Raw genomic sequence first — 23140 nt, forward strand, 5'->3', positions numbered from 1 at the left:
GCGCAAGCAACCGGGTGAGGACCCCGACAAGGGTCAGAACCCGTGGGAGGCGCTGTTCTCCGGCTTCGGAATGGGTGGTCCGGGACAGCCGGGACAACCGGATCTGCAGCAGCTGATGCAGCAGTTCCAGCAGATGCTGAGCCAGCTCGGGATGGGCGGCATGGGCGGCGGTGCCATGTTCGGGATGCCGGGTGGCGGTACGCAGCAGCAGGGCTGGGAGCAGATCCGCGATGTGGCCCGCCGGGTGGTCTCCGCCGCCGGCGCCGACCCGACCCCGGCGCACGAGCGCCTCACCGCGCTGCGCGACGCGGTCCGGCTCGCCGACATGTGGCTGGACGAGACCACCGAGTTCACCGGATCCGGCACCGTGGCGGTCTGGAGCCGCGCCGAATGGGTGGAGAACACGATGCCGACCTGGCGTCGGCTGATCGATCCGGTCGCCGAGTCGATGTCGGAGGCGATGGCCGATTCGGTCGCCCCGGAGGATTCCGAGGAGCAGTCCGACCAGCCCGGCATGGCCGGCCTGGAGGCGATGCTGCGGCCGTGGCTGAAGTCCAGCGGTGCCACCATCTTCGGGATGCAGGCCGGTCAGGCGATCGGCACCCTGGCCACCTCGGTGGTGAGCGCGACCGAGACCGGGCTGCCGCTGTCGGGTGAGCACGCCGGCACCATCGCCCTGGTACCGACCAATGTCGCCGCGTTCGCCGAGGGCCTGGAGCAGAGCGACGCCGATGTGCTGCTCTATCTGGCACTGCGCGAATCGGCGCGGCAGCGGCTGTTCAACGGCGCCGGCTGGCTCGGCCCGGCGATCCTCTCGCTGGTCGAGCAGTACGCCGGCGGCATCACCATCGACCTGTCCTCGATCGAGGAGGCGGTCGGCGAGCTGGATCTGAACGCCTTGAATCCGCAGGTGCTCGGCGAGCTCAGCGAGAAGCTGCAGGGCAACCTGTTCGCGCCCCGGCAGACCCCCGAGCAGCAGGCCGTGCTGGCCAAGCTGGAGACCCTGCTGGCGCTGGTCGAGGGCTGGGTGGACGAGGTCGTCGGCCAGGCCACCGCACGCTGGATGCCCAACGGCAACGCGCTGGCCGAGGTGGTCCGCCGCCGCCGCGCGACCGGCGGCCCGACCGAGGCGACCTTCGCCGCACTGGTCGGGCTGGAGCTGCGGCCCCGGCGGCTGCGCGATGCGGCGAACCTGTGGGCGGCGCTGCGTGAGGCGCGTGGCACCGAGGGTCGGGACGCGGTCTGGCGGCACCCCGATCTGCTGCCCACCGCGGTGGATCTGGACGACCCGCTGGGTTACGTCGCGGGCGAACGCGAGCAGGCCGCCGAACAGGTGCCCAGCGGTGACGACATGGACGCCGAGCTGGAGAAGCTGCTCAACCAGGCCGAGCAGGAACGCGACCAGGATCGCAAGCAGGGTGGGGATTCCGAGGACGGGCCCGCCGAGGACGGGGATTCCGGGAAGTGACCGCCGGCCTGGCCGCCGACTGCCGCGCCGAGCTGACGGCCCTGGTCGCCGGCGATGCACAGCAGCAGGAGCTGCGGGATCGTTTCCTGGCGCATCTGGACGCGCATCCCACCGACGGTTGGCTGCGGGACTGTGCCGGTGCGCACCTGACGGCGAGCTCGCTGATCTGCTCGCCCGGCGGTGACCGCGTACTGCTGGTGCACCACCGGAAACTGGGCCGCTGGTTGCAGACCGGCGGCCACCTCGAACCCGCCGACCCGTCGCTGGCCGCGGCGGCGCTGCGTGAGGCGACCGAGGAGAGCGGCCTGCCCGGGTTGCGGCTGCTGCCCGGCATCGTGCATCTGGACGCCCATCAGGTGCCCTGCGGGCCGGTACGCCCCTGCTGGCACCTGGACGTGCGCCATCTGGTGCTGGCCGATCCGGACCGGCAACCGCCCGGCAGCGCGGAATCCACCGCGGTCGGCTGGTTCGACGCCGACGATCTGCCCACCGACGAGCCCTCGGTGGTGCGGTTGGTCCGGGCCGCCCACAGCCGGCTCGCCGCTCAGGACCCGGCGGCCGCCCGCCCGTCCACCCAGCCGGCCAGATAACCCTTGGCCTCCTCGGTGCGGGGATAGGCCGCCAGCAACGCCCAGAACCGCGGCCCGTGGTCCCGCTCGGCCAGATGCGCCAGCTCGTGCAGCAGCACGTAGTCGACCACCCAGGCAGGCATCACCCGCAACCGGTCGGAGAGCCGGATGGTCGCGTTCTCCGGCGTGCACGACCCCCAGCGGCTGTTCTGGTTGGCCACCCAGGTCACGCTGATCGGGGCCCGCACCTGGTCCAGCTGCGGCGCCAGAAAACGCTGCTGCAGCGCAAGAGCGCGGGTGAGCAGCTCCGAGGGCTGCTGCGGGCCCCGGGTCCGCGCCTCGCGGGCCTGCACCTTGAGCACCATCTCCCGCACCCAGCGCGCCTCCTCGCTGCGCGACATCCGCGCCGGCAGCAGCACCACGATCCGCCCATCGCTGCGATAGGCCGACACCGTCCGCCGCCGGCGGGCGCTGCGGCGTACCTCGATCTCCTCGTCGGCGACCGGATCGCTGCTGTCGAGGGGCAATCTGTCCATGACCCACACGCTAACCCGCGGCTCCGACAGAACCCGCTCCATCCACAGCCGACGGCCAGTCGGAGCGGGTTCGCCCACCGCTCATCCACATCGCACCGGTGCTCGTGCACACCCCGTCCACACCCGATCCACAGCGTTGTCCACAGCCGGTGGAAATCTCCGGTCGATCCGGCCCCCGACCCGACTTGACGCCCGCGGGCCGAGGCCATAGTTTTCTGTGCACGAGGCCCTCAGATGGTCGACCCGCTCGCAGGGGAAGGCAAGCGGAGTTCGATTCCCTGAGGGCCTCTTCCATGCCCCCGCACCGCTGCCCGGTCCGGTTCCGGATCCGGTCGGATTTCCTGTGGACAACCCCGGTGCCACTCCCCCACGGCCGGTTCGCGCACGGCAGGCTGGTGGCATGCCCGGCGCACCCCGTCTCGATCCCGCCCTCCCGGTGCTGGAGCGCGGCGACGGCACCCTGCAGATCGGTGTCGAGACCGAGCGCGGGGCGTTGATCGCCACCACCGGCCCAGGTGACTGGGGTGCCGCGCTGCGGCTGCTGGACGGCCGGCGCAGCTGCGCCCAGGTCGCCGCCGAGACCGGGATTCCCGATACCGCACTGGCGGTGCTGGTCACCCGACTCGAGCGGCTCGGCCTGCTCACCCACGGGCCAGCACGACCCCGCCGGCGCCGCCCGCGGGTCCGGTTGCTCGGTGCGGGGGCACTGGGCCGGGCGGTCGCGGAGGCATACCTGGCCGCGGAGATCGGCCCCCTCCAGGTGGTCGATCCGGATCCCCCGGCGCTGGATCTCTATCCGGAGCTGCGGCCCAGCGCCGGGGAGACGCTGATCGCGCAGTTGCGGGCCGCCGGCCTCGGACCGGTCGGCGGTGGTGACCACTGGCACAGCGACCGGCAACCCGATCATGATCTGACCGTGGTCGCCAGCGACACCCTGGAATGCGACCGGGCGCTCACCGACACCCTGCTCCGCCAGGACCGTCCGCATCTGCTGCTCCGCCCGCTGCCCGACGGAGTGCTGCTCGGCCCGCTCGTGGTGCCCGGGGTGACCTGCTGCACCCGCTGCACCGATCTGGTCCGCCGCCGCGACCCCGCCTGGCCGCATCTGCTGGCCCAGCTCTGCCGGGCCCGCTCCCGGCCGAGCCCCGAGCTGCTCGGCTGGGCGGCGCAGACCGCGGTGCTGCAGTTGCGGTCCTGGTGGGAGAACGGTGCGGCCGAGACGCTGGGTGCCACCCTCGAGGTACGCCGGGGCCACTGGTCGGTGCGGCAGCGCTGCTGGCCGCGGCACCCCGACTGCGGCTGCGGCGGCTGGACCTGAGCCAGCTGGACCTGAGCCACGGGGCGCGCCGGTTTCGTCCCTTGTTGTCCGGCGCGGAAGAATGGGACCATGCCGCGCCCCACCGACCGCGACCGAGAATCGGACCGCTCCGAGCAGCACGTCAGCTCCTCGGCGCTGCAACGCGGATCGCGGCTGTTGTCGCTGCCGTTCGGTGCGGCCGGCCGCGCCACCCGCGGCCTGGGTCGCCGGCTCGCCGGCGGCAGTGCCGAGACGATCAACGCCCAGTTCCGCGCCGAGACCGCCGAACAGCTGTTCCGGGTGCTCGGTGAGCTCAAGGGCGGCGCGATGAAGTTCGGTCAGGTGCTCAGCATGTTCGAGGTGATGCTGCCCGACGACATCGCCGGCCCCTACGCCGTGCAGCTGCGGAAGCTGCAGGACTCCGCACCGCCGATGCCCACCTCCCGGGTCCATGCCGTGCTGGCCCGGGAGTTCGGCTCGGACTGGCGCGAACTCTTCGACGACTTCTCCGCCCGTCCCGCCGCGGCGGCCTCGATCGGCCAGGTGCACCGGGCGGTCTGGCGCGCCACCGGCGAACCGGTCGCGGTCAAGGTGCAGTACCCGGGTGCGGACCGGGCCCTGGAATCGGATCTGAAGCAGCTGGGCCGGCTGACCAGCCTGGTCTCCCCGCTGGCCGGCGGGATGGAGGTCAAGCCGATCGTCGCCGAGATCGCCGAGCGGATCATGGAGGAGACCGACTACCAGCTGGAGGCGGCCAACCAGCAGCAGGCGGCCGAGGGCTTCGATGGGCATCCGGAGTTCTTCGTCCCCCGGGTGCTCGCCCACACCTCGCATGCGATGGTCAGCCAGTGGGTGGCGGGCACCTCGCTGGCCCGGGTCGCCGACGATCCGCCGGAGCGCCGCAACGAGCTCGGCCTGCGCTATGCCCGGTTCCTGTTCGCCGGGCCGTCCGAGGTCGGGTTGCTGCACGGCGACCCGCACCCGGGCAACTTCCTGGTGATGCCCGACAGCCGGCTCGGGGTGATCGACTTCGGCCTGGTGTCCAAGCTGCCCGACGGGCTGCCGCCGGCGATGGGCCGGCTGATGCGGATCGCCACCGAACGCGACGCCGAGCGGGTCACCGCCGGGTTGAAGGCAGAGGGCTTCATCGCCCGCAGTGCCCGCAACGTCGACGCCCAGGAGCTGTTGGACTATCTGAGCCCGTTCCTGGAGCCGGCGGCGAGCGAGGAGTTCCACTTCACCCGTTCCTGGATGCAGGCGGAGTTCAAGCGGGTGGGTGAGACCAAGGCGCACGGGTCGGTGGTCCAGCAGCTCAATCTGCCGCCGTCGTACGCGTTGATCCACCGGGTCTGGCTGGGCGGGATCGCGGTGCTGTCCCAGCTGGATGTGCGCGCCCGGTTCGCCGACATCCTCGATGAGTATCTGCCGGAGTGGAAGACCCCCTCCGATGACTGACCCGGCCGCCGCCCGACCGGCGGTCTGCGCGGGCTGCGGGCGTACGCCACGGGCGGATGAGGGCGGTGCCCCGACCCGGCCACCGTGGACCTGGTCGAACGAGACCGAGGGCGGACGGCAGCTGGTCCGCTGTCCCGACTGCACGCGTACCCACGCCCGCAGCATCGAGGCCCGCCTCGACGAGAGGTGGTGGGACCGACCCGCACCGCGATCCAGCGAACCGTGAGCACATCCCCGTGCCCTACAGGGCTGGGGAGATGCACCCAGGATTCGCTGGATCGCGTGGGCAGCCGCTCAGGCCGCCCGGGTCACCGCGGCCGGGGCCTGCGGCACGACCGGCAGCGGGTTCTTGCGGGGACGCCCACGCGGCCGCTTGCGGGCCACGACGACGCCGTTGATGAACAGCTCGCCACCCCACACGCCGCAGGCCTCCCGGCGCTGCTTCGCACCGGCGAGGCAGGCGTCCTTGACCGGGCAATCGGCACACAGGGTCTTGGCGTACTCGATCTCGGCAGGGGCCTCGGCGAAGAAGACATCGGGGTCGACGAGGTGGCACGGCAGCCCGGTGGCCGTCATGACGATCTCGTCGGTGATCGCGGTCATTGGTGGTCCTCCCATGGTGTTTGCCTGAATTGGGCCGAGAAACACGAAGGCCGTGAATCCCGGTAGCTGGATTCACGGCCTCGGAGGCTGCGGGAGGGTTCTACCCGCGTCTACTGAGGGGTCGTGGAGCCAGCAGGATGCGCTTGGTCATCGGGGCGGCGGAAACGGTGCCGAAACCGTGCAGGGTCCGGTATTCCTTGGTACGCAGGAAATCCGGGGTGAGCAGGGTGTTCGGGCGCGCGTCAGCGGCCACGCCGGTATTGGTCCAGGCCTGGTTGCACTCGATGGTGATGTCACTCATGTCGCATCCTCCTCTCCGAAACTTGGTGTCGATGTCCTTGCCGCGAGCTCTCGCACGCGCCGCAGACGGGCATGAAAGACCTTACGGACTTCCCCACGATCGCCGCAACTGATTTACCAAACTTTTTTGCCGACGCGGGCATCGGCCCCGATTGATGTCGATTTTTCCTGTGCACGCAGGAAAATCAGGAATCGGCACTCTCCTGCACGATCCGCAGCACCTCATCGCCGTAGCGATCGACCTTGGTCCTGCCGATCCCGGAGATGGCGAGCAGTCCACGTTCGTCACCCGGATTGGTCTCCGCGATCGCCTGCAGGGTGGCGTCGGTGAAGATGCAATAGGCCGGGAGCTGCTGTTCCTTGGCCTGGTCGCTGCGCCAGGACTTCAACGCGGCCAGCAGTTCCTCGTCGTAGCTGGATTCGCAACCCTCGTGCCGCCCGAGTTTGCGCTCCACCGCGCTTTCCAGGGTGCCGTCGCAGACCCGGCAACGCGCGCTCAGCTGGCTGCCCCGGCGGCGCTGCTGCCGGGTGCTGCGCACCGGGCGCGGATCGCTGCCGGCCGGGCGTACCCCGTCCAGGAAGCGGGAGGCGTTGCGATGCCCACCGCCGCCGTTGCGGCTGTGCGACCAGGAGACCCGCAGGTGCTCGCGGGCGCGGGTGACCGCGACGTAGAGCAACCGGCGTTCCTCGGCGATCTCCTCATCGCGGGTGGCCAGCACGAATGGCAGCGTCCCCTCGTGCACCCCGATCACCGCGACCGCATCCCACTCCAGACCCTTGGCGGAGTGGATCGTGCCCAGGGTGACGCCCTGGGCGACCGGGGCGTGCTGGGCGGCGGCGCGGCGTTCCAGTTCGTCGACCACCGCATCGAGGGTGGTGTACGCGTCGGCGGTGACCAGGTCGTCGGCCACCGAGGCCAACGCGGCCAGGGATTCCCACCGCTCCCGGGCCTGTCCACCGCCGGACGGCGCCTCGGTGGTCCACCCGATCCCGGTGAGGATCGCGCGCACCTGGTCGGGCACCGGTTGATTGTCTTCGGTGACCTTCGTGGCGGTCCGCAGCACGCCCATCGCCTGCCGCACCTCGGGACGCTCGTAGAAGCGTTCGGCGCCGCGCACCAGATAGGGGATGTCGCGGTCCGACAGCGCCTGTTCGAAGGCCGGCGACTGGGCGTTGATCCGGAACAGCACCGCCATCTCGCGATACTCGATTCCCAAGGCGCGCAGCGATTTCAGCCAGTCGGCGACCGCGGCGGCCTCGCTCGCCTCATCGGGTGCGGCGGCGAAGGTGGTCTCCGGGCCGGCCGCCCGCTGCGCCTCCAGGGTGACCGGACCCATGCCACCGTTGCGGGGCGCGCGGCTCATGATCGCGTTGGCGGTGCGGACCACCTGCGGGGTGGAGCGGTAGTCGCGGACCAGGCGGACCACCGTGGCGTCGGGGTGCCGGCGGCCGAACCCGGTCAGATAGTCGGCGCGCGCACCGGCGAAGGAGTGGATGGTCTGGGCCGGGTCACCCACCACACACACCTCACCGCGCTCCCCCAGCCACAGATCCAGCAGCCGCTGCTGCAGCGGGGAGACGTCCTGGTATTCGTCGACGACCAGGTGCCGGTAGGTGCGCCGGATCTCATCGGCGACCTGCGGGTGGTCGGCGAGCAGCGCGGTGGTGCACAGCAGGATGTCCTCGAAGTCGATCCGGCCGCGGGTGCGTTTGGCCTCCTCGTATCCGGCGAACACCCGGGCCACGGTCTCCGGCTCCAGCGAGGCCAGCTCGCGGCCGACGCTGCGCGCGATCGCCGGATAGTCGGCGGCGGCGACGTTCGACACCTTGGCCCAGCTGATCTCGCCGACCAGGTCGCGCAGCTTGGCGGTGTCGACACTCACCCGGAGCCGGCCGGCGGCCTCGGCGACCAGCGACATGCGGTTGTCCAGCACCTGCGGCAGCTCGCCGCCGAACGCGCGCGGCCAGAAGTACTGCGCCTGCCGCAGCGCCGCGGAGTGGAAGGTGCGGGCCTGGACACCGCTGACGCCGAGCTGCTGCAACCGGCCGCGCAGCTCACCGGCGGCACGGGTGGTGAAGGTGACCGCCAGCACGCTGGTCGGTGCGTACGCCCCGGTGCGCACCCCATAGGCGATCCGGTGGGTGATCGCGCGGGTCTTGCCGGTGCCGGCCCCCGCGATCACCGCGACCGGCCCGGTCAGCGCCGTCGCGACCTGCCGCTGCTCGGGGTCGAGCGCGTCCAGCAGGGCCTCGGGATCTGATGGTGGCAGCACGGCAGACAGATTAGTCGCCGCGGCCGACACCCCGCCCGGGGTGAACACCTCCGATCAGCGCAGCGCGAACCCGCCGTCGCTGGTGAGCACCTGGCCGACGATCCAGCGGCCGGTGTCCCCGGCCAGCCAGGCGATCAGCCGGGCCGGGTCGTCGGGGGCGCCGAAGCGGCCCATCGGCATCGCGGCCAGCGCCTCGGCGATCACCTCAGGATCCCGGTCGGCACCCTCGGCCTCCAGATAGCCGGTGTCCACCGGGCCGGGGTTGATCGTGTTCAGGATCACCCCGAGCGGCAGCAGTTCGGCGGCCACGGTCGCGGTCAACCCGGCCAGCGCGGCCTTGCTGGCGGCGTACGCCACCTCACCCGGCATCGGCCCGTCGTGCTGGCCGGAGGTCATCCAGAACACCCGCCGGGCGGCGTGCTCGTCGATGCTGCCGCGCCGCCGATCCCCCGGCCGCGCGGCCGCGTCGCCGGGGTCGGCAGCGAGCCGGGCGAACTCGGCGGTCAGCAGGATCGTCGCCCGCGCGTTCACCGCCCAGTGCCCGTCCAGCCGGTCCGCGGTCATGTCCAGGATCGACCCGTCGCCACCGGAGCGGGCCTGGTTCGCCACCAGGATGTCCAGGCTCCCGGTCACCGCGGCGGCCTCGGAGATCAACCGGGCCGGCGCCTCCGGGTCGGCCAGATCGGCCGCGATGTCGGCGAAGGCCGCACCCTCGACCTGCGCCCGGCGGATCCCGGACCGGACGGCATCCAGGTCGTCGGCACCCCAGGGCTGATCGACATCGTGCGCGCGGTGGTGGGAGATCACCAGGTGGGCTCCCTCGGCGGCCAGTGCCCGGGCCACGGCGTACCCGATCCCCTTGCGCCGGGAGACCCCGGTGACCAGCGCCGTCCTGCCCTGCAATGCACCCATGGCGGGCAGCGTACGGATGCCGCGCCGCGGAGGAAACCGATTTGTCGGTGGCCGTCGTTAGAGTGAAACCACGATGAGCAGCACCGACACCCAGCCCAGCCTCCTGGACGCCCCCGAACCGGTGTCCGCGGCGCCCTCCGCGGTGCCACTGACCGGGTTGATCGTGCATCGCTGCTCGCGCGCCGACCGGCTCGCCGATCAGCTCGCCGAGGTGCTCACCACCCCGCTGACCGACCCGTTCGCCACCGAGGTGGTCTGCGTGCCCACCCCGGGGGTGGAGCGCTGGCTCTCCCAGACCCTGGCCACCCGGCTCGGCACCAGCCCCGGCCGCGGTGACGGGGTCTGCGCCGGCATCGACTTCATCCGCCTCGACCGGCTGCTCGGGCACACCGTGGGTGAGGTGCTGGGGTTGCCGCTGCCGGCGGACCCGTGGCACGGCGACCGGCCGGTGTGGGGCCTGCTGCGAGCGCTGGATGAGAACACCGGACAGTCCTGGTTCGATTCGGTGCGGGTCGGCCTCGGCCCACAGGCCCGCAACCGGTTCCAGTCCGCGCGGCGGGTGGCCCGGCTCTTCCGGCGGTACGCCGCCCAGCGGCCGGGACTGCTGGACGCGTGGCGCTCCGGTGCCGACACCGGACCCGACGGCACGCCGCTCGATGAGTTCTCACGCTGGCAGCCGGCACTCTGGCGGGATCTGATCGCCCGGATCGAGGGGGCCGACCCGGCCCGGCGGGTCGCCGAGGTGGCGCGCCGGCTGGCCGCCGATCCGCGGTTGGTCGACCTGCCGCCCCGATTGTCGATCTTCGGGGTGACCCGGCTCAGCCCCGAACAGCTCACCCTGATCGAGGCACTGGCGGCCGATCGCGAGGTGCACCTGTTCCTGCCGCATCCCTCCCCCGCGCTCTGGTCCGAACTGGCCACCCGCGAGCTCGGTGTCGGCCCGCGGGAGGACGATCCGACCGCCGACCTGCCCGGCAACCGGTTGCTGGCCCGTCTCGGCCGCGATTCCCGCGAACTGCAGATTTCGCTGTCCTCGTTGGCTTTCCGCGACGCGCCGAGCAACGAGCCGGAGCGGCCGCCGACACTGCTCGGCCGGCTGCAGCAGGCGGTGGTCGGCAACCTCGACCCGGATACCGATGCGGGGCGGGTGTTGCGGCGTCCGGTCGCCGCCGACGACCGCTCGGTGCACTTCCACGCCTGCCACGGCCCGGACCGGCAGGTCGAGGTGTTGCGTGAGGTGGTGCTCGGGCTGCTCGCCGACGACCCCACTCTGGAACCACGCGACATCATCGTGATGTGCCCCGACATCGAGACCTTCGCCCCGCTGATCGAGGCGGCGTTCTCCCTCGACGGGGTCGCCGACGACGCCGGCCATCCCGGTCAGCGGTTGCGGATCCGGTTGGCCGATCGGGCCCTGCGCCAGCTCAACCCGTTGCTCGGCACGCTGGCCCGGTTGCTGGAGCTGCCTGTCGGGCGCTGCGGCGCCTCCGAGCTGCTGGACCTGTGCGCCGATCCGGCGGTGATGCGGAAGTTCTCCTTCACCGACAGCGAGCTGGAGCGATTGCACGAGCTGGTGCCCGCCTCCGGCGTCCGCTGGGGACTGGATGCCGAGCATCGGGAACTCTTCGCCATGCAGGGTTTCCCGCAGAACACCTGGCGCACCGGATTGCAGCGGATGCTGCTCGGGGTCGCGATGAGCGAGGACGACCAGCCCTACCGCGGGACGGTCGCACCGATGGACGACATCGATTCCAGCGATGTCGATCTGGTCGGCCGGCTGGTCGAACTGGTCACCCGCCTCGGCCGGGCCGTCGACTCCTTCTCCCGGGCCCAGCCGCTGTCGGACTGGCTGACCGCCTGCCGCGATGCGCTCACCGAGTTGACCGAGGTGCCGGCCGGCGAGCGCTGGCAACTGGCGCACGCCTGGGGCGAGCTGGCCGACCTGGCGACCGATGCGGCACCGGCCACCGATGCCGACGGCACCGAACCGGTGCTGCAACCCGCCGATCTGCGGGCGCTGCTCTCCGACGCCTTCGCCGGCCGCCCGTCACGGGCCAACTTCCGGACCGGGGCGCTCACCCTGTGCACGATGACGCCGATGCGGTCGGTGCCGCACCGGGTGGTCTGCCTGCTCGGGCTGGACGACGGCGTGTTCCCGCGTCGGGTGCATGCCGATGGTGACGACCTGCTGGCCGCGCAACCCTGGGTCGGTGATCGTGACCCGCGCAGCGAGGACCGGCAGGTGCTGCTCGATGCGGTGCTGGCGGCGACCGAACGCCTGGTGGTGGTGCATTCCGGCGCCAGCCCGCAGACCGGTGAGCCGCGCCCGGCCAGCGTCCCGGTGACCGAGCTCCGCGAGGCCCTGCACGAGCTGCTCGCCGACCCGTCCGAGGCCGAGTCGCTGGTCACCCGACATTCGCTGCAACCCTTCGACAGCAGCAATTTCCGCGCACCCGAGCCGTTCAGCTTCGACGGCACGATGCGCGCCGCCGCACTGGCCAGCGCCACCGGGGGCACCGGGGAGTCCACCGCGCCGGCCACCGACACCCTGCTGCCGCCGCTGCCCGAGCTCAGCGGTGAGCACACCGAGATCGCGCTGAGCGACCTGCTCGCCTTCTTCGCCCACCCGGCCAGGGCCTTCCTGCGCCGCCGCGCCGGGCTCTACCCCACCGACGAGGAGCACGAGGCCCAGCTCGACGAGATGCCCCTGCAGCTCGACGGCCTGCAGCAGTGGCAGATCGGTGACCGGATGCTGCGGGCCCACCTGGCCGGTACGCCGCTGGCGGACCTGCGGATGCCGGAACTGCTGCGCGGTGAGCTGCCGCCGTTCCGGCTCGGCAGCGACCTGCTCGACGAGGTGGCACGCAAGGTGGTGGCGATCGCCGGGGCGGCCGAACCGCACCTGGGCGAGCGCGCCGAGAGCCGCTGGATCGACATCGACCTCGGCGGTTCGCGGATCACCGGGTTGGTCCCCGGCATCCACGGCAGCAAGGCCGTCGAGGTCGGATTCTCTGCCATCAAAGGGAAACAGCGATTGCGTGCCTGGATCACCCTGCTCGCGCTGCGCTGCAGCCACCCCGAGATCGACTGGCGCACCGTCTGCGTCGGCGGGCGCGGCCGGACGGTCACCCTCGGCCCGATCTCGACCACCGACGCCCGGGCCCGGCTCAACGAACTGGTCGCGCTCTATGCCCAGGGGTTGCGGGAGTGGCTGCCGCTGCCGCCGAACACCTCCGCCGCCGAGGTGTCCCTCACCCGGCGCGGTGGCGATCCCAAGTGGCTGCGTACCGACTGGGAACGCGAGCACGACGCCGCCTGGGGGATGTTCCTCGGCAACGATCTCGATTCGCTGCGCGGCGTGCCCAGCACCCCGGCCGATCGCACCACCACCCGCTCCCGCTTCGAGGCGCTCGCCCACCGGGTCTGGGAACCGCTGCTGGATGCCGAGGTCAGCCGATGAGCAGCGCTCCCACTCCCTTCGATGTCACCGGTGAGCTGCCCGAGGGCGGCACCTGGGTGCTCGAGGCCTCCGCCGGCACCGGCAAGACCTACACCATCGCCGCCCTGGCGGTGCGCTATCTGGCCGCGGGCATCCCGCTGTCGGAACTGATGATGGTCACCTTCACCCGAGCCGCCACCCAGGAACTGCGGGAACGGATCCGGGCCAAGCTCGCCCAGGCCGAGACCGGGCTGCGCGAGGCACTCGCCGGGGCGTACCGACCCGACGACGCGGTGATCGACCTGCTCTGCCGGGGAAACCCGGAGGAACTGCAGCAGCGGCTGCGCCGGATCGGGCGCGCCCTGGCCGACTTCGATGCGGCGACGATCGCCACCACCCATGAGTTCTGCGGCCGGATGCTCGACGGGCTCGGCGTGCTCGACGACCCCGATCCGCAGGTGCGCCAGGTCGAGGAGGTGCCCGAGCTGGTCCGCGAGGTCGCGGCAGATCTGTGGCTGCGCAAGTACGCCGGCAGCTCCCCCGCGGCGGACGGCCCGCCGACGATGAGCTGGCCGGAGGCCGACGAGATCGCCCGCCGGGCGGCCGAGTTCGACGGGCCGCTGGCCCCGGACAGTGCGGAGAACCGGACCCGGCTCGGGTTCGTCACCGCCCTGCGCCGCCAGCTGTTCGAGCGCAAACGCGACCGCGGGCTGCGCACCTTCGAGGATCTGCTCACCCGGCTGCGGGACATCCTCTGCAACCCCGCCGACCCGAAGCTGGCCGACGAGGTCGCCCAGCGGTTGTCCGCCCGATTCACCCACGTGCTGATCGACGAGTTCCAGGACACCGACCCGGTCCAGTGGCAGGTCGTCGAAGCCGCCTTCATCGGCCGTTCCACGGTGGTGCTGATCGGCGACCCGAAGCAGGCCATCTATTCCTTCCGCGGCGCCGACGTGTACGCCTATCTGGAGGCAGTGGGCCAACCGGGAGTGCACGTGCACACCCTGGAACGCAACTATCGCAGCGATCCCGGGCTGCTCGCCGCGCTCGACGCGGTGCTCGGTGGCGCCGAGCTGGGTGATCCGCGGATCGCGGTGCGCCCGGTGCTCGCCCACCATCCGCACAACCGGTTGGCGAATCTGGACGCCGAGCACGATGCGCCGTTCCGGCTCCGGGTGCACCCGCTGCCGCCACCCGGCGAGTCGATTCCGCAGGTCCGCCGCACGCTGCGCCCACGGATCACCGAGGACCTCGTCTCCGACATCAGCGCGCTGCTGCAGTCCGGGGCCACCATCGAGATCGACGGTGAGTCCCGGTCGCTGCGCGCCAGCGACCTCGCGGTGCTGGTGAAGAGCAATGCGCTCGCCGAGTCGATCCGCGGTGCCCTGCAGGCCGCCGGCATCCCGGTCGTCCATGCCGGCGCCACCTCGGTCTACGGCACCCGGGAGGCGAAGGATTGGCTGACCCTGCTGCGCGCGCTCGAGCAGCCGCGGCCCGGCACCATCCGGCTGGTCGCGCTGAGCAGTTTCGTCGGCTGGACGCTGGCCGAGCTCACCGAGGCCAGCGAGACCGCCCTCAACGATCTCTCCGCCCGGGTCCGCGGCTGGGCCCGGGTGCTCGCCCGGCACGGTGTCGCCGCCCTGATGGAGACCATGAACGCCCCCACCGACGACCATCCCGGGCTGGCGGCCCGGTTGCTCAGCGAACCCGGCGGTGAGCGGCGGCTCACCGATATCCGACACATCGCCCAGTCCCTGCACGCGGCCCGCAGCCGCGATCAGCTGGGTGTCACCGCACTGATCGAGTGGCTCACCGAGCGCTGCCAGGAGGCCGGCGGCGGCGATGAGCGGACCCGGCGCCTGGACACCGACCGGGATGCGGTGCAGGTGATGACCGTGCACCGGTCCAAGGGGCTCGAGTTCCCGATCGTCTATCTGCCCGACCAGTGGGACCGCTGGCTGCGGGAGGCCCACGAGGACACCCGGCCGTTCACCTTCCACGCCGACGGCACCCGCACCCTGTTCCTGCCCGGTGCGGCGGCGGAGCGCCCGGACGCGTACGCCGAGCACCGCCTGGAACAGGCCGGGGAGGATCTGCGGTTGCTCTATGTGGCCCTCACCCGGGCCCAGTGCCAGGTCGTCGCCTGGTATGCGTTCAACGGCTCCAACACCCCGCGCGGGGCGCTCACCCGGATGCTGTTCCGAGCCGGCGCCCCCGCGCCGGCCCAGCAGTACGCGAGCCGCACCCATCCCCGCGAGCTGCCGCAGCTGCGGCTCCCACAGCTCGCGGTGCAGGAGCTCACCGCGGTCCACAATCCCTTCCCGGCAAGGGTTCCCGACGATCCGGACACCCTCCAGGTGCGCCGCTTCGAGCGGACCACCGACGAGGAGTGGCGGCGCACCTCCTATTCCGGACTGACCGCCGCCGCCCACCAGGCCCAGCACGGTGCCGACGATGCGGTGCCGGCGCCGGTCAGCGACGACGAGCTGGCCGCCTCCTCCGACGAGGTCGAGGTCGCCGCCGATGATGCGGTCGCCCCGCAGGTCCCGGCCGTCGATGGCCTGGCGGCCGCCTCGCCGATGGCCGAGCTGCCGCGCGGCACCGACTTCGGCACCCTGGTGCACACCGTCTACGAACACTTCGACCCGGCCGCGGCCGACCTGCGCGCCGAACTCTCCCGAGTCGCCGCCGAGACCCTGCTCCGGCTGCCCAGCGGTGAGCTGACCGCCGCCCAGCTCGCCGAGGCGATGCTGCCCGCGGTGCTCACCCCGCTCGGCCCGGTCGCCGACGGCCTGCGGCTGGCCGACATCCCCGCGAAGGATCGGCTGCCCGAGCTCGACTTCGAATACCCGCTCGCCGGTGGCGACCGGCCGACCGCCCGGGTGCTGCTCGGTCAGGTCGCCGACCTGCTCCGCCGCCACCTGGCCGCCGACGATCCGCTGGCCGCCTATCCGGAGCGCCTCGGCGACCCGGAGCTGGCCGAGCAGGTGCTGCGCGGGTTCCTGATCGGCTCGATCGACGCGGTGCTGCGGATCCCCGCAGAACCCACGACAGCAGGGAATCCGGCGTACCGCTATCTGGTGGTGGACTACAAGACCAACTGGCTCGGTTCGCTGGCCCCGGGTGCGCCGCTGCTGCTGTCGCACTACACCCGGACCGCGATGGCCGAGGCGATGATGGCCGCGCACTATCCGCTGCAGGCACTGCTCTATGCGGTCGCGCTGCACCGGTATCTGCGCTGGCGCCAGCCCGGGTACGATCCCGGCCAGCATCTCGGCGGGGTGGCGTATCTGTTCGTCCGCGGGATGGCCGGTGAGGACACCCCGACGGTCGACGGCACCCCGACCGGGGTGTTCAGCTGGTACCCGCCGGCGGCGCTGGTCGTCGAACTCTCCGATCTGCTCGACGGTTCCTCTGCCGAGACCGAGGGGGCGGCATGAGCGTCGATGCCGGCAGCACGCTGCTCACCCCGTTCACCGAATCCGGGCTGCTCGGCCCGGCCGATCTGCACACCGCCGACCTGCTGGCTGAGTTGTGGACCGAGCCGGATGAGCGGGTACTCCTGGCGGCGGCCCTGGTGGTGCGTGCGCTGCGCGCCGGCTCGGTGTGTGTCGACGTACCGCGGCTGAACGAGATCGTGCTGGACGCCGAAGACGCCCCCGCCACCGGTGAGCTGCCCTGGCCGGAGGCCGACCAGTGGCTGGCGGCCATCCGCGCCTCGCCGATGGTGCTGGTCGGCACCGACCCCGGCGCCGGCGGCGATCAGGCCCGGCCCTTGCGGCTGGTCGACGACCTGCTCTATCTGGAGCGTTACTGGCAGCAGGAGGAGACGGTACGCCGCGAGCTCGGCCGCCGCGCCCTGCCCTCGGCCGAGGACGTGCAGCCGGCCCAGCTCGCCCGGTTGCTCGATGAGCTCTTCGACGGTGCCGGGTTGGCGCCCGACGAGCCGGATCAGCAACGGCTCGCGGCGACCATGGCGGTGCTGAATCCGCTCACCGTGGTCGCCGGCGGCCCCGGTACCGGCAAGACGACCACGGTCGCCCGGGTGCTCGGACTGCTCGCCGCCGTCTCCCCCACCCCACCGTCGATCGCGCTGGCCGCCCCCACCGGCAAGGCCGCGGCCCGGCTGGAGGAGGCGGTGCGAGCCGCGCTGGCGGACCTCGGTGAACCGTGGCAGAGCCGGGTCGGTGAGGTCCGCGCCCGTACCCTGCACAAGCTGCTCGGCTGGCTGCCGGGGCGGCGGACCCGGTTCCGGCACCATCCGCAGAATCCGCTGCCGCATGACATCGTCGTGGTCGATGAGCTGTCGATGGTGTCGTTGACGCTGATGGCTCGGTTGCTGGAGGCGCTGCGGCCGCAGGCCCGGGTGGTGTTGGTCGGTGACCCGGACCAGCTCACCTCGGTGGAGGCCGGGGCGGTGCTGGCCGATATCACCCGCGCCCAGTTGCCGCTCGCCCCCGCGCTGCAGCAACGCCTCGACGAGCTCGCCCCGGCGGGCCGTCCGGCGGCCCGCCCGACCTCGGGCCAGGTGGTCACCCTGCAGCACACCTGGCGCTTCGACGGCGGCATCGATGCGCTGGCGCGGGCGATCCGCGGTGGTGACGACGAGGCCGCGCTGGCGGTGCTGCGCTCGGGTGCGCCCGAGCTCACCTTCACCGAGGCCGACCTGTTGCAGTCACCGGCCGAGGCGCTGGATTCCCTGCGCCACAAGGCGATCGCGGCCGGTCGGGCGATGCACGGTGCTGCCGTCGCCGGTGACGTGGCCGGTGCGCTGGCCGCACTCGATGAGCATCGGGTGCTGTGCGCGCACCGGCACGGGCCGTTCGGGGTGGCGCGCTGGGAGCGGCAGGTGGAGTTCTGGCTGCGGGACGCGGTGCCCGGTTACGGCACCGAGGGTGACTGGTATCCGGGGTTGCCGCTGATGGTGACCGCCAACGACCCGGACGCCGGTCTCTACAACGGCGACACCGGCGTACTCGTGGACACCCCGCACGGTCTGCGGGCCGCCTTCGCCCGCGGCGGGGCGCCGATGCTGTTCTCCACCATCCAGCTCGATTCGGTGGTGCCGGTGCACGCGATGACCGTGCACAAGTCCCAGGGCAGCCAGTTCGGTGAGCTGTCGCTGCTGCTGCCACCGCCGGATTCGCCGCTGCTCACCCGCGAACTGCTCTACACCGCGGTGACCCGGGCCAGCGGACACGTCGAGGTGATCGGCCCCGCCGAGTCGGTACGCCGGGCCATCCGGCGGCCGGCGAACCGGGCGTCGGGGCTGGGCCAGCGTTGGAGCTAGCTGGGCGGACCCGTCAGCGGGTGTCACGCCAGCGTTCGACCAGTTTGGGGAGCTCGGCACGGAGGAAGGCGAAGAAGTCGGCGGTCTCGCCGAGCCGTGCGACGGCCCGTGAGTCCGTGGTGGCATTGGCGCCGTCGGTGAGGATGCCTTCGAGAGCGCGCAATTCGGAGTCCCGGCTGGCGAAGGCTGACATCCAGGCGTCCGGGCGGACCTCGTAGACGATCTGGCGGTCGCTCTGCCGCGTCACGTCGACCAGGCTGAGGGTGCGGAGCATCTTCGCGCCGTTGGAGATCGCGGAGGGGCCGACGCCGAGCCGCGCGGACAGCTCACTGGCGGTGCGTGCGCCGCTGGGTGTGGCCATCAGCACGGCGAAGATGCGGGCCGACATCCGTGGCCATCCCGATCGGGCGAGCACGTCGGCGAACCGCTCCATGAACTTGTCGTCCCGCTCCTCCACCATGGCCTCCTGTCCAGGGGTTGCTCCTCACGGCATCCTAACGCCACTTCACTTACTTCACGAAACATGTGTATTATGAACCTCAGGGCGAACGTTGTGGAGCTGGAGCGGATCACGAAGTCGTTCGGGCATGCCCGTGCCCTGGACGGGTTGGACCTGACCATCAGCGCTGGGGAGGTGCACGGGCTGCTTGGCCCGAACGGGGCGGGCAAGTCCACCACCATCCGGGTGCTGCTGGGGATGCTGCACGCCGACAGCGGGACGGCTCGCGTGCTCGGACAGGACCCGTGGACGTCCGCGCCCCAGGTCCGAGGGCGGCTGGCGTACGTGCCGGGCGATGTGAGCCTGTGGCCGAATCTGACCGGCGGTGAGGTCATCGACCTGCTCGCCAGGATGCACGGCGGTGCGGACCGCACCCGTCGGGACGCGCTGATCGAGCGGTTCGAGCTGGACCCGACCAAGCGGTCCCGCACCTACTCCAAGGGCAACCGGCAGAAGGTCGGCCTGGTCTCCGCGCTCAGTGTGACTGCGGAGCTGCTGATCCTGGACGAGCCGACCTCGGGCCTGGACCCGCTGATGGAGGATGTGTTCAAGCAGTGCGTGACCGAAGCCCGCGACGAGGGGCGAACCGTGCTGTTGTCGAGCCACATCCTCTCCGAGGTCGAACAGCTCTGCGACCGGGTCAGCATCGTCCGTGCCGGGAAGATCGTGGACACCGGCACCCTGGCCGAGCTGCGCGGACACGCCACGACGGTGGTGACCGCGACGCTGACGCGAGAACCCTCCGGGCTGGCTGACCTGCCCGGCATCGAGCAGGTCGCCGTGGACGGGCATCGGGTCGAGCTGACCACGACCCGGTTCGACGAGGTGATGGCCCGGCTCGTCTCGTTCGGCATCGAGACGCTCACCGTCGCCCCGCCCACCCTGGAGGACCTGTTCCTGCACTACTACGACCAGACCGGCACCAGCCTGGGTCGGGTGGGGGCAACGGCATGAGTGCTCCGGCTCGAACCGCCCCGGCCGCAGCCGCACCGGCAACCGCGCTGGTCGGCACCCGCCCGCTGCTCGGGCTCACGCTGCGCCGGGAACGGCTGCACGGCTCCGCGTGGTATCTGCTCTCGGGGTTGTTGCTGCTGCTGGTGGCCGCAGGCATCGTCGCCACCTACCCGACCGCTGCCGACCGGGAATCCTTGGCCGCCTCGGTCAATGCCAGTGCGGGCGAACTGTTCATGATCGGCCCCGTCGCCAGCACCGATGTCGGCGGGATCGGGCTGTGGCGGATGCAGGGGATCGCAGCGATCTTCATCAGCCTCGCCTCGATCCTGACGGTTGTCCGCAACACCCGCGCCCCCGAGGAGAGCGGTACCAGCGAGATGCTCGGCTCCGCGGCCATCGGCCGGGCCGCACCCTTGGCCGCCGCCCTCGGTGTCGCCGCGGCCGGCTCCCTGGCAGCCGGGTTCCTTGTTGCCGGGGGCTTCGTCGCCATCGGCGCATCGGGCACCGGTTCGATGCTCGTCGGCGCGCAGGTCGCCGCATTCGGGCTGCTCGCCGCGGCACTGGCGGGGCTGACCGGGCAGATCGTGCAGACCGCCCGGGCGGCGACCGGCATCGCCGTCGCCGTCGTGGCCGCGTGCTACCTGCTCCGCGGCGCCGGCGACGCCATCGGCGGCAATGCCTACTGGATGTCCCCGTTCGGCTGGGTCGCGGCCGTGCGCCCCTTCGCCCACGACAACGGCTGGATGCTGCTGCCCGTGCTCGCCCTCGCTCTCGTGCTCGCCGGCGGCGCGGTGTGGACCGCCTCCCGGCGCTATCTCGGCGCGGGACTGCTTCCCGAACGGGTGGGACCCGCGCACGCCAGCGCCGCCCTGCGCGGCCCCATCTCCCTCGCCCTGCGCACCAGTCGCGGAGCTGTCATCGGCTGGGCCGCGGGAGCGCTCGTCGTCGGACTCCTCATCGGTGGCGTGTCGTCGACCGTGGACGACCAGATCGACCTCGCCCTCGGCAGCGGTGCCGGCAGCGGTGCCGGTCTCATTCAGGTCGCCCTCTACCTCTCCCCGCTGTTCGCCGCGGTCCTCGGCGTCCAGACCACCCTCCGGCTCCGCGGCGAGGTCACCAGCGGCCGCGCCGAAGCCGTCCTCTCCCGCCCGGTCGCCCGCGCACACTGGCTGCTCGCCCACACCGTCACCGGTGGCCTCGCAGCCGTCGCGGTGCTGGCCGCATTCGGGCTCGGCATCGGCCTCGCACAGCTCGGCACCGACCCCGGCTCGTTCGGAGCGCTGGCTGTCTCCGGTGCACTGCGCGCGCCCGCAGCCTGGGTGTTCATCGCCCTCACCACACTGCTGCTCGCCACCATCCCGCGGGCCGCCGCCGCTGTCGCGTTCATCGTGGTGGGCGCGTTCCAGATGCTCGAGTTCACCGTGGAGTTCCGCCTGGTACCGCCCGAGGCGCTCTACGCCTCACCCTTCGCACTGGTCCCGCAACTCCCCGACGGTGCTCTCCACCCGTGGTCGGCACTCCTGCTCATCCTCATCACCGCCGTTCTCACCGCGATCGCCGCCAGGCGCATCCGTCATCAGGACATCGACTGACGCGCGCGTCCGGCCGGACCTGTCCGGGGTGGCGACAACGGGATCCGAAGCAGACAAGGGAGAATCGCCATGCCCGGCACCGCCACCAGCTAGACCTGCCTCTGGGTCAACGGCCGCGTCACCGAGGCCACGGAGACCGGCGTCTGACCCGAACCCGTCAGGGACCCTGCACAGTGTTCGCGCAGCGCACTGGGTGATCGGCCCCAAGAGTTCGGCTCAGCGGTCGGCTGCCCGCAGCACGGCGTCGGCCCAGACGCTCGGGGCCTCGACGGGACCGAAGTGGCCGATCCCGTCCACCGGGATCAGGGTCGCCCCGGCGAAGAACTCATCAATCCGATCCGACCAGGCCCGCGGGAACAGCGGGTCGTGCTCGGGCCACAACACCGTCGTCGGGGTGGCGATGCGATCCGCGGAGCCCGGTGCCTGCTCGGCCAGTGAGCTGGCGATGGCACCGGCCCCGGCGCGGTACCAGCCGATCGAGGCGGTGAAGGCGCCCGCCGGGGCGTACGCCTCGGTGAGGTGGTCGAGCCGCGCGGCGTCCGGTTCGAAGTCCGGGCCGGACCAGTGCCGCCAGAAATGCTCGAGATAGCTGCGCACCTGGTCCGGGCGACCGTCGATGAGGGCGCTGGAGAGTTCGAGCTGGTGGAACGGCTGGTACCAGAATTCGCACTGCGCGTCGGGTTCCAGGATCCGCCGCCCGATGCCCGGCAGCGGCGGCGCGATCACCAAGGCGCGCACGCGGTCCGGCCGGGTCTTGGCGATCAGCTGCGCCACCCGGCTGCCGATGTCGTAACCGACGAGCAGCACCGGTGCGGTGATCCCGAGTTCGTCCAGCAGGGCGAGCACGTTGCGTGCCTGGGCGGCGGCCGAGTAGAGTTCCGCCGGATCACCGTCGGGTTTGTCGGATGCGCCGAAGCCACGCAGGTCGGGGATCACCAGCTCGCACCGATCCGCGAGCAGCGGGGCCAGGTCGGCGTAATCGCTGCGATCCCCCGGCCAGCCGTGCAGCAGCACCGCGGGTTGTCCGGCACCCAGCCGGTCGTGAGCCAACATCACCAGCTGCTGTCCAGCTCGATACCGGAATCCCGGTCGCCGAACTCACCGGCCAGCCAGGCGTCGATCAACCGGCGCGCGATGGTGCCGCGTCCCGGGATGGCGCGCTGCCCGGAGCGCACCGCCTCGGCGAGTTCGGCGGGGGTGAACCAGTCGGCGTACTCGATCTCGACACCATCGACGTGCTGGTCGACGCCCGCGGCGCGGGCGGCGAAGCCGACCATCAGCGAGCGTGGGAAGGGCCACGGCTGGGAGCCGAAGTAGGTCACCTCGGACAGTTGCAGCCCGGTCTCCTCGGCCATCTCGCGGTGCACCGCCTGCTCCAGCGACTCACCGGCCTCGACGAAGCCGGCGAAGGTGGAGACCCGGCCGGCGTCCCAGACGGTCTGATGGCCGAGCAGGATCCGGCCCTGGCCGTCGAGGACTGCGACGATGACGGCGGGATCGCTGCGTGGGAAGAGAATTCGGGGCTCGGGGCACTGCCGTGCGAAGCCGCCGTTGATCACCACGCTGGGTTCCCCGCAGTGCGGGCAGCGCGGGTCGAGCCGGTGCCAGTGCCCGATCGCGATCGCCGCGGTGGCGAGGTCGCGTTCACCGTCGGAGAGCTTCGCGTTCAGCCCGCGCAGGGTGTCGGACTCCCCCAGCTCGTCGGTGTCGACGACGGTGGTGAACCAGATCTTCTCATCCAGCCGGCCGAGCAGCCAGCAGCGCTCCGGGTCGTACGCCCCAGCGGCCGCGACCGGCCGCAGCGCGGCGCGGTCCGCGGTGCAGGCCACCTGTCCGGACCCATCGATCGGCAGCACGCTGGCGTGCTCCCACTGGGCGGCGATCCAGTCGGGATCGGACCGTTCGGCCTCGACGCGATCGAGCAGGCTGCCCCGGTTCCAGTAGTCCACGGCG

At 71.9% G+C, this 23140-nt stretch carries 18 protein-coding genes; 10 read left to right on the forward strand and 8 right to left on the reverse strand.

All coding sequences use genetic code 11. The annotated features are described in order from the left end of the window. The first annotated feature begins 70 nt into the window (after positions 1–70). Both BI335_RS15255 and BI335_RS15260 read left to right on the forward strand, forming a co-directional pair. A complete protein-coding gene (locus tag BI335_RS15255) occupies positions 71–1468 on the forward strand; it encodes a zinc-dependent metalloprotease (RefSeq protein ID WP_094431987.1) in 1398 nt (465 codons plus the stop codon). After that, a complete protein-coding gene (locus BI335_RS15260; protein ID WP_229119618.1) occupies positions 1465–2058 on the forward strand; it encodes an NUDIX hydrolase in 594 nt (197 codons plus the stop codon). Before BI335_RS15255 ends, BI335_RS15260 begins: the two co-directional genes overlap by 4 nt. Here BI335_RS15260 and BI335_RS15265 read toward each other — a convergent pair. Beyond that, the gene (locus BI335_RS15265; protein ID WP_094401519.1) at positions 2013–2573 is read right to left on the reverse strand and encodes a M48 metallopeptidase family protein; all 561 of its coding nucleotides are present in this window, start codon (positions 2571–2573) and stop codon (positions 2013–2015) included. The genes BI335_RS15260 and BI335_RS15265 overlap by 46 nt on opposite strands. A 400-nt stretch (positions 2574–2973) precedes the next feature. Between BI335_RS15265 and BI335_RS15270 the strand changes: the two genes are divergently transcribed. From BI335_RS15270 to BI335_RS15280, 3 genes are all read left to right on the forward strand, one after another. Beyond that, complete coding sequence (locus BI335_RS15270) at positions 2974–3891, forward strand: hypothetical protein (RefSeq protein ID WP_144009130.1); 918 nt, start codon at positions 2974–2976, stop codon at positions 3889–3891. A 69-nt stretch (positions 3892–3960) separates the two neighbouring features. Next, positions 3961–5325 carry an ABC1 kinase family protein gene (locus tag BI335_RS15275; RefSeq protein WP_094431891.1) on the forward strand — a complete coding sequence of 455 codons (1365 nt, stop codon included), beginning with the start codon at positions 3961–3963 and terminating at the stop codon, positions 5323–5325. After that, the gene (locus BI335_RS15280) at positions 5318–5551 is read left to right on the forward strand and encodes a hypothetical protein (RefSeq protein ID WP_094431894.1); all 234 of its coding nucleotides are present in this window, start codon (positions 5318–5320) and stop codon (positions 5549–5551) included. Before BI335_RS15275 ends, BI335_RS15280 begins: the two co-directional genes overlap by 8 nt. A 68-nt stretch (positions 5552–5619) precedes the next feature. Here BI335_RS15280 and BI335_RS15285 read toward each other — a convergent pair whose 3' ends face one another. The 4 genes from BI335_RS15285 to BI335_RS15300 all read right to left on the reverse strand — a co-directional run bounded on the left by BI335_RS15285 (position 5620) and on the right by BI335_RS15300 (position 9413). Continuing rightward, the gene (locus BI335_RS15285; protein WP_094355447.1) at positions 5620–5943 is read right to left on the reverse strand and encodes a WhiB family transcriptional regulator; all 324 of its coding nucleotides are present in this window, start codon (positions 5941–5943) and stop codon (positions 5620–5622) included. A gap of 85 nt (positions 5944–6028) precedes the next feature. Then, positions 6029–6229: a hypothetical protein gene (locus tag BI335_RS15290; RefSeq protein ID WP_094431896.1), complete on the reverse strand. Its 201-nt coding sequence runs from the start codon at positions 6227–6229 to the stop codon at positions 6029–6031. Between the two features lie 184 nt (positions 6230–6413). Beyond that, complete coding sequence (locus tag BI335_RS15295) at positions 6414–8501, reverse strand: ATP-dependent DNA helicase UvrD2 (RefSeq protein WP_229119619.1); 2088 nt, start codon at positions 8499–8501, stop codon at positions 6414–6416. 54 nt (positions 8502–8555) lie between these two features. Further along, positions 8556–9413 (reverse strand): SDR family oxidoreductase, encoded by an 858-nt coding sequence (locus BI335_RS15300; protein WP_094431899.1) that lies wholly within the window; start codon positions 9411–9413, stop codon positions 8556–8558. 73 nt (positions 9414–9486) lie between these two features. Here BI335_RS15300 and recC point away from each other — a divergent pair, with 73 nt between their 5' ends. The 3 genes from recC to recD are packed head-to-tail and all read left to right on the forward strand — an operon-like array spanning position 9487 to position 18142. Next, positions 9487–12873, forward strand: a complete 3387-nt coding sequence (recC, locus tag BI335_RS15305; RefSeq protein WP_094431901.1) for an exodeoxyribonuclease V subunit gamma — start codon at positions 9487–9489, stop codon at positions 12871–12873. Then, positions 12870–16292, forward strand: a complete 3423-nt coding sequence (locus BI335_RS15310; RefSeq protein ID WP_094431903.1) for a UvrD-helicase domain-containing protein — start codon at positions 12870–12872, stop codon at positions 16290–16292. The genes recC and BI335_RS15310 overlap by 4 nt, the downstream gene beginning before the upstream one ends. After that, entirely contained in the window at positions 16289–18142 is a 1854-nt protein-coding gene (gene recD / locus BI335_RS15315) for an exodeoxyribonuclease V subunit alpha (protein WP_094431906.1), read from the forward strand. The genes BI335_RS15310 and recD overlap by 4 nt, the downstream gene beginning before the upstream one ends. 13 nt (positions 18143–18155) lie before the next feature. On the opposite strand, the gene BI335_RS15320 is transcribed toward recD, so the two are convergent. Continuing rightward, positions 18156–18599: a GbsR/MarR family transcriptional regulator gene (locus BI335_RS15320; protein ID WP_094431992.1), complete on the reverse strand. Its 444-nt coding sequence runs from the start codon at positions 18597–18599 to the stop codon at positions 18156–18158. Between the two features lie 75 nt (positions 18600–18674). On the opposite strand from BI335_RS15320, the gene BI335_RS15325 reads away from it, so the two are divergent. Further along, positions 18675–19595 carry an ABC transporter ATP-binding protein gene (locus BI335_RS15325; RefSeq protein ID WP_094431908.1) on the forward strand — a complete coding sequence of 307 codons (921 nt, stop codon included), beginning with the start codon at positions 18675–18677 and terminating at the stop codon, positions 19593–19595. Then, positions 19592–21187, forward strand: a complete 1596-nt coding sequence (locus tag BI335_RS15330; protein WP_208109127.1) for an ABC transporter permease — start codon at positions 19592–19594, stop codon at positions 21185–21187. The genes BI335_RS15325 and BI335_RS15330 overlap by 4 nt, the downstream gene beginning before the upstream one ends. 216 nt (positions 21188–21403) lie before the next feature. On the opposite strand, the gene BI335_RS15335 is transcribed toward BI335_RS15330, so the two are convergent. Both BI335_RS15335 and nudC read right to left on the reverse strand, forming a co-directional pair. Beyond that, positions 21404–22240 (reverse strand): alpha/beta fold hydrolase, encoded by an 837-nt coding sequence (locus BI335_RS15335; protein ID WP_094431910.1) that lies wholly within the window; start codon positions 22238–22240, stop codon positions 21404–21406. Then, the gene (gene nudC / locus BI335_RS15340; RefSeq protein WP_166646693.1) at positions 22240–23136 is read right to left on the reverse strand and encodes an NAD(+) diphosphatase; all 897 of its coding nucleotides are present in this window, start codon (positions 23134–23136) and stop codon (positions 22240–22242) included. Before nudC ends, BI335_RS15335 begins: the two co-directional genes overlap by 1 nt. Positions 23137–23140: the final 4 nt, after the last annotated feature.

The sequence above is a fragment of the Enemella evansiae genome, assembly GCF_002250705.1.
Taxonomy (GTDB): Bacteria; Actinomycetota; Actinomycetes; order Propionibacteriales; family Propionibacteriaceae; genus Enemella; species Enemella evansiae.